The sequence below is a fragment of the Paenibacillus sp. MT124 genome (genome assembly GCF_058792755.1).
On the sequence record NZ_CM179500.1, the window covers coordinates 2,237,122 to 2,249,105 of the forward strand.

Genomic DNA, 11,984 nt, shown 5'->3' on the forward strand with positions numbered 1-11,984 from the left:
AATTATAGTAAGAAAATGGCGACGATCGTCGTGACCGTTAAACCAAGCAGTACCGGCTTCAGGTTGCGACGCGCCAGTTCAAATGGACTGACTCCGCAGATGGCAGCAGCTGGAATTAAAGCCCAAGGGATTAAGGTACCACCGCCAACCCAGATGGCAGCAATCTGACCGAGTGCTGTTAATACGGGGGCTGAGTCTGCTGTGCCGGCAAACATCGAAGCGATGGACCCTACCAGGGATATCCCTGAAAACCCCGAACCATCCATTCCCGTAACGGCTCCAATCAAGGTCATTGTGATCGCACCTACCGTATCATTCAAGGGAACCAGCCCCGCAAGAGCAACACCAAGATCATTGACTATACCATGTGATCCATCGGGTAGAGGGTTACTAAACAGTTCGGTGATGGCTGCGTCCCCCAGATAAAAGAAAGCTGCAATAGGGATAACGGGACCGAATACTTTGAAGCCAAACTGAAAGCCTTCAATTAAATAATTCGTTGTCTCTTCAGGGCCTTCATGCCGATGTGCTGCGAGAGTGACCGTGATGAGGATAAGTACGGCGGTACCTCCGATTAAGGCTGTAGCGTCCCCGCCCTGAAGCTTAAGAACAAACATCAGAATCACATCCACTGCGAATAACAATGGAATAAGTATGGCGAATGCCTTTTGTAATCGTATCGGTATCGCTTGACGTTGTTGTACGGGTACGACCCCGGCCCCCGGCAAGGTTTCGGAAGGAGAAGAAGCCCCAATTAGAGGTTCACCTGGGACAGGAGAACGCATCTGAGTGCGGACGCCACTTTTCATCTCATTTCGTAACATCCAAAAGGCCGTCAGTGTGGATACCGCGCCCATCACGAGGACCAGTGGTATGCTTGCCGTCATGACGGAAGTAACCGGAAGGCCAGCTGCATCTGCCGTCAGTTTGGGAGCTCCTTGAATGATATAGTCTCCCGAGAGGGCGATACCATGTCCGAACAGATTCATTGCGATGGCAGCACCAATGGGTGGAAGTCCTACACGAACGGCGACGGGAAGCAAAACTGCCCCGACCAGTGCTACCGCTGGCGAAGGCCAAAAAAACAGGGAGACCGTCATCATGATAAGCCCAATTCCCCAATAGGCCACCTGCGGAGAACGAATAAACCGGGTTAGTGGAGCAACCATTACTTCATTAATACCTGTGCGAATCAGTACCCGGCTCATGGCGACAATGATCGAGATGATAAAGATCGTGCTGAGCAGCTCTTTGGCAGCATATACAAAACTATTGAAGATTCCTGACACCGCACCGCTTAACGTCTCTGTTGCCAGTAATCCAATCGTCATAATCCCGGCAACACAGATAATCATCGTATCCCGGCGCCGTATCATGACAGCCACAATGAGCACGATAAAAGCCAGATATACATAATGTAACGGTACCAATTGAATATTCACACCGCATACCTCCTTCCACCTTAGTCCTAAGGCGTGATATATCGTATGCATGTCAGGACCGGGCGTTCATGGAGAAGAGGAGGGCTGGAAGGCTTTATTTTTTGTGTAGAACGTGTGAGTGTGACAACCAGCAGGAATTTTTTTGCAAATGGAGAATTGATTAGACGGTACATATCGAATGAACGACGTGATCAGGTCACCAGAGCTGACAGAGAAAGGTCACTTCATCATATATACAGCACATAATAAGCATGATTACAATGAACATGCCGCCGTTAAGGAAGAAATATGGAAATTTAACAACAGGCCGGAATAGAAACAGAATAGTAGGTTGTTTGTTTTTGATAACGTTTACAGAGTAGAAGGTCATATAAAACATTGAGAATAAGAGGGCGGGAATCCATGAACTTTATCCGTTCACTGCGCTTCAAATTCATGGTTGGCTTAACGCTGATCATGCTGCCGCTGTTTCTGCTGTTGTATTACAACAACGTCTATGCAATTCGAGTCGTCAGGGACAAAGTATCCCTAACCAACATGAATCATCTTGCGAAGAGTGTGGAGCAGAATGAGCGAGTGCTGCAGGAGACCAATCGGTACCTATACAGTCTGGGCGAGCGGGACCCGGATATCATTTCGCTTTTTTTCCTGAAATACGGCAGCGGGGACTATATCATTGCGAAACAGCGGATCATGAACAAATTCATGACCGATATCGGATTTTACAATCTGATTGATTCTTTCTTTCTGTATGATGCGGTAAATGATGATCTGCTGCTGGCGACTTCGGGCAGTTATGACATCAAAATGTCACTTGTCCGGGATAGCATGCCTGTACAGATGACGCAATTGGATGATGAGACTCAGCGGCCAGAATGGAGCATTGTTCGCGGTGGTGGATGGAATGCACTGGTCAAAACGGTCCGAATTAATCAGCAGTTCTACGCTGGTGCGCTTGTGGATATGAATGCACTGAACCACCCCGAACAATTCACTGAATCCGGTGAACGGGGAGGTGCCGTTATCGTGGATAGCAATGGAGAAGCGCTGTCCGGTTCAGCCCTCAGCTCGGAGCAGATCAAGCTGGCTGCAGCACATCTCTCCGGTTTGGAGAATCCGTACCAGGTCATATCAGAGGTTACATCCAAGGGGGATGAACGGCAGTACCTGATGCTCGGCTTGCCTTCGGCGATGTCCGACATGAACTATATTGTCTTGTTGCCCGAAGAGGATATGCTGCGCAACCTGCCGTTCTTTCAGCAGATTATTCGCCTGCTGCCTATTGGCGCAGCCGTCATTTTGATCACGGCCCTGATTTTCCTGCGTCAGTTGCTGTTTCGACCTATGAATACTTTAATCAAAGGGATGAGACGGGTCAGTCGTGGAGAACTCGACGTGAGGCTTGATCCGCCGACTTCATCGGAATTAGAGTTCGTCACTCACAGCTTCAATCAGATGACCAGCCAGATTCAGCATCTTAAAATCGATGTTTATGAAGAACAGCTTCGTACCAGGGAGGCCGAATTCAAGCAGCTTCAGATGCAGATCAACCCTCACTTTTACCTGAATTCCCTGAACATTATTCATAGCCTGGCTTCACTGCAAAAACATGAACTGGTCCAGCAGATGGCCGGACATCTGGCCGATTATTTCCGGTTTAGTCTCCGGGCAGGCAAACGCGTGATCAGGCTGGATGAAGAACTCGAGCACATTCGTCATTATCTGGAGATTCAAAAGCTCAGGTTTCCGAACAAATTGGATTTTTCCCTGGATGTGGATGAAGGTCTTGGTCATTTTGTACTGCCGCCTTTAACCCTCCAGCCTTTTGTGGAAAATGCAATTATTCATGGGTTTAGGCGGCGTACGGAACCATTTGTCATACGCATCTCAGCCAACTTAACGAAAACGTTATCCAGTCCACATTCTGAGGTTGAAGCTATACAGCACAACACTACATTAAGGGTTTCGGTAGAGGATAACGGTGTCGGCTTCGAACAAGACATGCTTGCGCGTCTCCAGCGGGGAAACTATGCGGAAGACCACAGTGGACAGCACATCGGGATTTGGAACGTTGCTCACCGTTTGCTAGTGAAATACGATGAATCAGCCAAATTGGAGTTCCAAAACCTGAAGGCTGGCGGAGCAGCAGTGATCCTGTATCTGCCCGCCCAAACGGAAGAGGAAGAAGGGGGAGCTTGAACTGATGCGAAATCTATTAATCGTGGACGATGAGGTTTATGCTCTTCAGGCCATGGTAGAAGGGATTGATTGGCGTTTGGCCGGCATCGATCGGGTATTTAGTGCGGGTGATGCGGAAGAGGCACGAATGGTGCTTCAGAGCCAGTCCATCTCGATCATGATCTCTGATATTGAAATGCCGGGAGAGACGGGTCTGGATCTGCAGAGCTGGGTTTTGAAGCATGCTCCGGGCATCCTGACGATCTTTTTGACAGGTCATGCCTTGTTTGACTACGCCCAGACAGCGCTCAAGTTAAACAGCTTTGATTATGTGCTAAAACCTGCCCAGGCTGATCAACTTCTTAAGGTGGTTACGCAGGCCGTAGATAAACTCAAGGCCGGAGAGCAGCATTCGCGTATCAACGAAATATATGAGTCGGTATACAAGCGCTGGCAAACCCACAAACCACTGCTGACCGAGCGGTTCTGGAAAGATGCCATCTCCCAGCGCGTCACTCTAACCAAGCCACGGTTGAAGGAGCTGGCCGAGGTCTATGGTGCGGAGATCGACCCGCATGCCCGTATTCTGCCGATTGTCATATCGGTAGAGGAGTGGGTAAGGGAATTCGATCTGCGTGATGAGGAGGTACTGGAATATGCTCTTCGGAATGCAGCGAGGGAGATGATCCTTGGAGATCGGCCAGGAGAAGTATTTCAGGACCATAGCGGTCTGAATATCGTACTTGCGTATGAACAGGATGGAGTTGTACCTGCTGCTAGCCAGGTGGCACAGAATTGTCAGCTGTATATTCGGGAATGTGGGACGTATTTCTACTGCCGCTTGTCCTGTTACGTAGGTGCACCCGTGGCCGTAACCGAATTACAGGGTTTGCTGAACGAACTGATGGATATGGAGCGACGCAATATCAGGGAGCTTGAGGGAGTATTCGTTTATGATGAGCAGGGAAAGAAACCGGAGGACCGATTTCTGCCAATTCCCTGGTTTTCGGAGTTGTCGATTTTGTTTGAAACCGGCAAAGTGGATGATCTTCGGGAACGCGTGGAAGAAATATTCGAGCTGCTGGCTGCGCAGGAACAGTTATCTCCAGAGATTCTGCGCCTGTTCTATCATGCCATGCTGCATGTGGTTTATCCCCTGCTTCATCAGAAAAATGTATCCGTACGCAGTCTGTACCCTGGTGAGCGTGAGCCTGAAGAAAGTATGGTTACACGATCCTTGCCGCAATTAAAACTTTGGTCCCTGGATCTGATTGACCGTGCCATTCCGATCCTGTATCCGGATGATCACAGTCCGATGACGATTGTGGACCAACTATGCATTTATATCGAGAATCATATTGGCGAAGATTTGATGCGTGAGGAACTGGCGTCGTTTGCCGGCTTCAATCCAGCATATCTGTCCCGGCTGTTTCGGAAGGAGAAGGGAATGTCTCTCTCTGAATTCATATTGCAGCGGCGGGTAGACAAAGCCAAAACCTTGTTATCTGAATCCACCGTAAAGGTCACGGATATTGCCGGCAAAGTGGGCTATTATAACTACTCCCATTTCACGAAAATGTTCAAAAAGTGCACGGGCATTACGCCGCAGGAGTTTCGTAAACAGTCCAGAACGGTCTAGCGTTGACGCAGCATGCTGCGTCTTTTATTTTGTTTTTATTTTATCTGGTATCATGCCAATGTCATCATTTGATAAGTGAAAAGGTCACCACAGCCGATATTGGGCCAGAGCTCCCCGCGGTTATACTTGAACCACAGGATACACAGCGGTGCTTCATCCTGAGGAAGGAAATCAAGAGGAGTGAGGGAGAAGAGGTTATGAAGACACAACCCCAGGCGGGTAAGGGTGTACGGGTAGCGGATATACCAGATAGATCCGTCCGCAAGCGAAAGTCCGTTTTGTACAATCTTGGTAAGTTCAAGGTCTTGTATCTCATGTTTTTGCCAGGGATTCTGTTTCTGCTGGTGAACAACTATATGCCGATGTTTGGCGTCCTGATTGCATTCAAAAATGTGAATTACGCCGACGGAATATGGGGCAGTCCCTGGAGCGGTTGGGATAACTTCAAGTACCTGTTCTCAACGAGTGATGCTTGGGAGATCACACGTAACACACTTGCGTATAACACGGTATTTATTGCGCTGAATCTGTTTGTGGGGGTAGGGCTTGCGATCCTGCTGAATGAAGTAAAGAACAAAGCGATGTCCAAACTGTATCAATCCTTGATGCTCCTGCCTTACTTTTTATCCATGATCGTGGTTAGCTATCTGGTTCTGGCGTTTCTCGGCAAGGATTCAGGTTTTATGAACTCGACGATCCTGCAGCTCTTTGGCGGGCAGCCCATTGACTGGTACTCGGAGCCGAAGTATTGGCCGTACATTTTGCCGATTGTAAACACCTGGAAAAACATCGGATACTATGCCGTCATTTATCTCGCAGCTGTGGTAGGCATTGATGAGGAGTACTACGAAGCCGCCGTGCTGGATGGAGCAAGCAAGTGGCATCAGATCCGGTTTATCACGGTTCCGTTTCTCGTTCCGCTCATTGTCATCATGACCTTGCTGCAGATCGGCCGAATCTTCTATGCGGACTTTAGTCTGTTCTATCAGGTTCCATTGGAATCGGGGGCATTGTTCCCTGTAACGAACGTTCTGGATACCTATGTTTATCGCACATTCCTCATTGGCGGCGACATTGGGATGTCTTCTGCGGCTGGACTCTATCAGGCTGTTGTCGGATTTGTACTTGTGCTTGTATCCAATACGATCGTCCGAAGAATGGATAAAGATAATGCATTATTTTAGAGAGGAGGCAAGTCTGCTGTGAAATCACGTGACCCACTTGCTGTATCGCGACGTTCCGCGTCCGTTATACACGCGATGTTCATCTTCTATGCCATAGCCTGTATTGTTCCGATTTTGCTAGTCTTCGCCATTTCCTTCTCGGACGAGACAACCGTCATTGCGAACGGATACAAGCTGATCCCCGAGAAGTTTAGCCTGACGGCTTATGAGTTTCTGTTCAAGGATATGGATCAGATTATCCATTCCTACGGCATCTCCATCATCGTGACAGTGGTAGGTACCATTACCAGCGTGGCGTTGACTGCACTATATGCCTACCCGCTTTCCAGAAGGGATTTGCCCTACCGCGGATGGTTTGCCTTCTTTATTTTCTTCACGATGTTGTTCAACGGGGGGCTCGTTCCCTGGTATCTCGTATACGTCAATGTCCTGGATCTGAAAAATTCCATTCTGGCCTTGATATTGCCGTTATTGTTATCACCGTTCTTCGTTCTGGTGATGCGGACATTCTTCGCCAATTCCATTCCGGTATCCATTCTTGAATCGGCACGGATTGATGGAGCAGGTGAGCTCCGAACGTTTACACGTATCGTACTGCCGCTCTCCTTACCGGTTATGGCCACCGTGGCACTATTCAGCACACTGAACTACTGGAATGACTGGTACCTCAGTATGATTTTTATCTCTGATAACCGGACGATCAGTCTTCAGTACCTCATGTACCGAACACTGCTCGATATTCAATATTTAACATCCAACTCCAATGTTTCTTCACAGATTTCATCACAGGGCGGATTGTTGAATCTTCCTAACAAAACGCTGCAAATGGCGATGGCTGTCGTGGGCATCGGTCCGATTGTGCTGGCCTATCCGTTCTTCCAAAGGTACTTTATTAAAGGTCTGACGGTGGGTGCTGTGAAAGGATAACTCCGTCCCGGTCAGCGGGGTAGTGGATGATCCCAAGATAGAATGAAAGGGCATATATACAATGCAGTGAAGGATCTAAGTTAGATCCGGGTTACATGCGAATTGGGGAAATCGTGTGCGCAAAAGTTCAACATTATTGGGAGGGGTTCAGTTGATCAAATCAATGAAGGTATGGACGCGACTTACGGCAGCCGTGATGGCATTCAGCCTGGTGCTTGCCGGATGTTCATCAGACCAAGGCGGAACAACGCAAGGGGCAGAAAATGGAGGTTCAGGGGAAAATGCAGCCAAACCGTATGAGGTAACGTTGTACTACCCGGGGACACCACAGAAAGATGTGGCACTGGTGGAAGCCGAGATCAACAAAAAAATGGAGCCCAAGATCGGAGCTACGCTCAAGATTAACGCAATCGACTGGGGACAGTGGGATAACAAGCTCAACCTGATGATCTCTTCCGGAGAAAAATCGGATATTATTTTCACGGCGGCATGGCAGAACTATACCGTCAACGTGGCCAAAGGTGCATTCCTGCCCCTGAATGACCTGCTTGATCAATATGGGCAGGATATCAAAAAAAATCTGGATCCTGCTTTCCTGGAAGGTTCCCAGGTTGATGGTGTGAACTACGGCGTTCCGACAAACAAGGAATTGGCAGCTACACGTGGTGTTCTGGTGCGCCAGGATCTCGCGGATAAATACAAACTCGATCTGACCAAGGTAAAAACGTGGACCGATCTGGAGCCTCTGCTGAAAACAATCAAGGAAAACGAACCATCCGTTACTCCATTCTATATGTCGAACACCAATGGTAACGGACTGCTGGAGAATCTGGATTGGGATTATCTCGGTGATGCATCTGTACCTGGAGTCATCTCCAAGACAGCTGGCACAACCACCGTGCTGAACGAAGTGGAGACACCTGAATTCAAGGAGGCCGCAGCACTGGCACGCAAATGGTATCAAGCGGGATACATCAATAGCGATGCGGCAACTTCCAACGTCTTCCCGAAAGATCAGGCGAAGGCAGGTAAGGCGTTTATGTGGACAGATGGCATGAAACCGGGGAAGGACAAGGAAGAAGAAGGGTACGTCGGATACCCGCTGACTCAGATTGAAATGACAGAGCCGACCATCACAACCGGTGATGCTTCCGGTGCCATGCTGGCTATCTCGCGTTCTTCCGAGCAGCCGGAAAAAGCGATGCAGGTCATCAACCTGCTCCACTCGGACAAGGAAATCAATAATCTGTTGAATTTCGGAATCGAAGGCAAGCATTATGTGAAAAAGGATGGTCAGGACAATATTATCACGCTGCCTGAAGGTGTGGATGCGAACAGCCGCACGTATAATCCTGGTGCCCAATGGCAGCTTGGTAACCAGTTCCTGAACTTCCTCTGGGATAATGAAGATCCTCAGAAGTGGGAGAAGTTCAAGGAGTTTAATGCCAAGGGAGTCAAGTCGCCTGCACTGGGTTTTACCTTCAACAGCCAGTCCGTCAAAAACGAAATAGCAGCGGTTAATAACGTAAACAAACAGTTCAAACCAGGCATGACATCCGGAGCAGTGGATCCAAACGAAATGATTCCCAAGTATCTGGAGAAGCTGAAGGCCGCAGGTATCGATAAAATCATTGCAGCCAAACAGGAACAGCTCGACGCATTCCTAGCCAAGTAACGATACTTCCTCTGATCAAGGTGTTTTCGGCAATAGTCGAAGACGCCTTGATTTATTTTTTTTGATATGGATTGTACACCATAATTAGGAAAATTATGATATAATCAGGTGGCTAAATAGGGGGTGTTCCTGTGTCGAGGACGAAATTAGCGTTCTCTGCGATTTTGCTGCTTTTTGCGATCATTTTTACGTTTAATCACCACCTGGGTTACTCGGTGGGAGATCGGATGTTATCCAAAATAGGGTTATCCCCCTATACCACGGCTTACATGAGCGGTGTACATATTACGCTATTTATAGGACTAGGTTTATTAGGATGCAGTTTTTATCTAACCCGCAAGGAAGTAAAGTCTTCGTATCCTCGGCTGGCAAGACAGCTCTGGCTGATCGTCGTGGTCATTATTTTAAGTTATTCCTACATCACAGATAAGGTGATGTATGTCGCCAAATGGGGTTCCACTGGTATCCATGGTGTATCATATCTTCAGAATGATAGCTCCTGCATGTACGATGTGGCTCTGGATGGAAATACAAGAGTAAGCTGTGATCTCACACTTAAAAATTATAGCAGGCAGCCCGTCGCAGCTGTGCTTTTGCCCGACTTGGCGAGAAGTTACAGACAGCAGGATGATCCTTTATACGAGGCTCTGAAGTCCGTTGAACTCCAGCCGGTTCATCTCGAAATCATGCCTCATGGCACGTTCACCGGCAAACTTGCATTTTCAGGTTCTGCACAGTCACCGCTTCAAGTAAGGGGAAAGCTTAGGAATATTGTGCTGGATGTAGAGGTAGAAGGTCAGAACATTGTATTCGATTATGCCATACCATAAGTTTCAGCAAGGAACACATACATATAGAAACCAATTTCAAGAAGCATGAAATAGCGATGTTATCCGCGAAGAGCTGGCCAATAGGCTGGCTTTTTTGTGTTGTGGAAGTTGCATTTAGTGCAGAAATATTGGTTTTGTGACCTTTATCCTCAATATGGTAACGCTTACGCTATAAATGAGCCGTTTTGATTGAGTCTGGTGAATGGGCAAGGGCGGAGAACTGCGTGGATAAAAAAAGTGATTGTTTTTACCGCTTACATCATTACAATTAATGTCACGACAAATTTAGACAAGGTGAGATGAATAATGTCATACCGGACCAATCTGTTTTCCAAAATGGTGATCTTGATCCTGATTATGCTGATCCCCGTTGTATTGCTCTACTGGTACTCGAATCACAAAACGACGGCCGTACTCAGGGACGAATTGAATCGTTCCAATAGCAACCAGCTTGAATTTTTTCAAAATCAGGTGAATACGCACATTGAGCTGTTATCGTCCTGGCCTAATCTTCTCATCCATGATCCGGATATTGCGAGCTTCCGCCGGATTTATACCGATAGTCGGTATTTTGACCTCGATGCAATCAATCTGGTCAAGCGGATCCAGAACAAGCTGAGTATTCAGGAAAGCTCGTCGAACTGGACAACGAAATTATATTTATATTCCCCTTCCATGGGCAGGGTTGTCTCCGAACGCGATGCCCGTTTTTATGACAAGCAGGCACTCAGAGAAAGTATGGTTCCGGGTTGGGATGTCCGCAAGATTATTGATGGGAAAGATGAGAAATTCATGTTCAGCTGGATTACCGCTTCTCCTTATGGGATTAAGGACCCCGCGGTGAATGCTGAGACCATTATCAAGCTGGAATTTGACAGCGATAACATTCGGGATATGCTGGACAAGTTCAAGGATGATGGAAGACATGATCCCTTCTATTATCGAGAGGAATCCGGTGTCATCTATAACCGAACCTCGGATCGTGAGCTGACCAATCGGCTGATGGACCAGCTGGCGATTCATACCCTTCAGGATGTGGACAATCGCACTGTAGTGATCGACAACGAACCTTACATGGTGAATACGGTCAAATCCAGCACGACAGGCTGGTATCTGGTGGACTATATGCCGTTATCTGATATATTAAAACCCATTCATCAATCGAATGTGCTTTTTTATTCTTCAATGATATGTTTGCTCGGCATGAGTTTCCTAGCCGCCTATCTGTTGTACGTTCAGGTACAGGTACCTGTGAAACAGCTTATTCGCGGATTCCAGCGATTGAAGCAGGAAGATTATTCGGTACGAATTAAGCCCAAGGGCCGGAATGAATTCAGCTTTTTGTCCGAGCGATTCAACTCCATGGTGGAACAGATTCAGCAGCTGTTTGAGCATGTGTATCTGGAACAGATTCACGTACGTGAAGCCCGATTGAAGCAATTGCAATCCCAGATTAACCCGCACTTCTTCTATAACTGTTTCTCTTTTATCACAAGTATGGCGAAATTGAAACGTGTGGATGCCGTGGTAGCCATGTCACACAATTTATCCAGATACTATCGCTATACAACCAGACAGGAACGTGACGTTGTGCCGCTGAACGAGGAAATTGAATTTGTGAACTGTTACCTCGAAATCCAGCAGATGCGCATGGATCGGATTCGTTACCGCATTGATCTGCCAGACAGCATGATGAGACAGGAGGTTCCACCCCTTATCGTGCAGCCATTGGTTGAAAATGCGGTCATTCACGGCATTGAAGCCGATGCAGATGCTGGAGAGATCAGGGTATCGGGAGAAAAACAGAATGGTGTCATGATTCTAAAGGTCGAAGATGACGGACAGGGCATGACCAGTGAGGAGCGGGATAAGCTGCTGTACAAGCTCAGGGGCACGATGGATCAGGATATGGGTTGTGGTCTGTGGAATGTGAATCAACGATTGCAGCTGCGGTATGGAGAACAGGCAGGCATTCACATAACCGAATCCCCACTGGGGGGTCTCTGTGTAGCCTTATCATGGCCAGCAGAAGATGCAATAGATGAGGAAGAAGTAAGTGCCGATGCAAAGTGATTGACGACCAGTGATTGCTTTTTGAGAGTAAATATA

At 47.7% G+C, this 11,984-nt stretch carries 8 protein-coding genes; 7 read left to right on the forward strand and 1 reads right to left on the reverse strand.

All coding sequences use genetic code 11. The features are described from left to right. Positions 1-2 precede the first annotated feature (2 nt). A complete protein-coding gene (locus AC3RCI_RS10465) occupies positions 3-1,442 on the reverse strand; it encodes a hypothetical protein (RefSeq protein ID WP_336779549.1) in 1,440 nt (479 codons plus the stop codon). Between the two features lie 402 nt (positions 1,443-1,844). Here AC3RCI_RS10465 and AC3RCI_RS10470 point away from each other — a divergent pair, with 402 nt between their 5' ends. The 7 genes from AC3RCI_RS10470 to AC3RCI_RS10500 all read left to right on the forward strand — a co-directional run bounded on the left by AC3RCI_RS10470 (position 1,845) and on the right by AC3RCI_RS10500 (position 11,948). Further along, complete coding sequence (locus AC3RCI_RS10470; protein ID WP_492528878.1) at positions 1,845-3,641, forward strand: sensor histidine kinase; 1,797 nt, start codon at positions 1,845-1,847, stop codon at positions 3,639-3,641. A 4-nt stretch (positions 3,642-3,645) separates the two neighbouring features. Then, positions 3,646-5,259, forward strand: coding sequence for a response regulator transcription factor (locus tag AC3RCI_RS10475; protein WP_492528880.1), 1,614 nt, complete (start codon positions 3,646-3,648; stop codon positions 5,257-5,259). 197 nt (positions 5,260-5,456) lie between these two features. Continuing rightward, the gene (locus AC3RCI_RS10480) at positions 5,457-6,443 is read left to right on the forward strand and encodes an ABC transporter permease (RefSeq protein WP_176476010.1); all 987 of its coding nucleotides are present in this window, start codon (positions 5,457-5,459) and stop codon (positions 6,441-6,443) included. 18 nt (positions 6,444-6,461) lie between these two features. Continuing rightward, positions 6,462-7,370 carry a carbohydrate ABC transporter permease gene (locus AC3RCI_RS10485; RefSeq protein ID WP_127536375.1) on the forward strand — a complete coding sequence of 303 codons (909 nt, stop codon included), beginning with the start codon at positions 6,462-6,464 and terminating at the stop codon, positions 7,368-7,370. 151 nt (positions 7,371-7,521) lie between these two features. After that, on the forward strand, positions 7,522-9,045 hold the full coding sequence (locus AC3RCI_RS10490; protein ID WP_492473263.1) for an ABC transporter substrate-binding protein: 1,524 nt from the start codon (positions 7,522-7,524) through the stop codon (positions 9,043-9,045). A gap of 131 nt (positions 9,046-9,176) precedes the next feature. Next, on the forward strand, positions 9,177-9,875 hold the full coding sequence (locus AC3RCI_RS10495; RefSeq protein WP_492473264.1) for a hypothetical protein: 699 nt from the start codon (positions 9,177-9,179) through the stop codon (positions 9,873-9,875). A gap of 306 nt (positions 9,876-10,181) precedes the next feature. After that, positions 10,182-11,948, forward strand: a complete 1,767-nt coding sequence (locus AC3RCI_RS10500) for a sensor histidine kinase (protein WP_492528882.1) — start codon at positions 10,182-10,184, stop codon at positions 11,946-11,948. Positions 11,949-11,984: the final 36 nt, after the last annotated feature.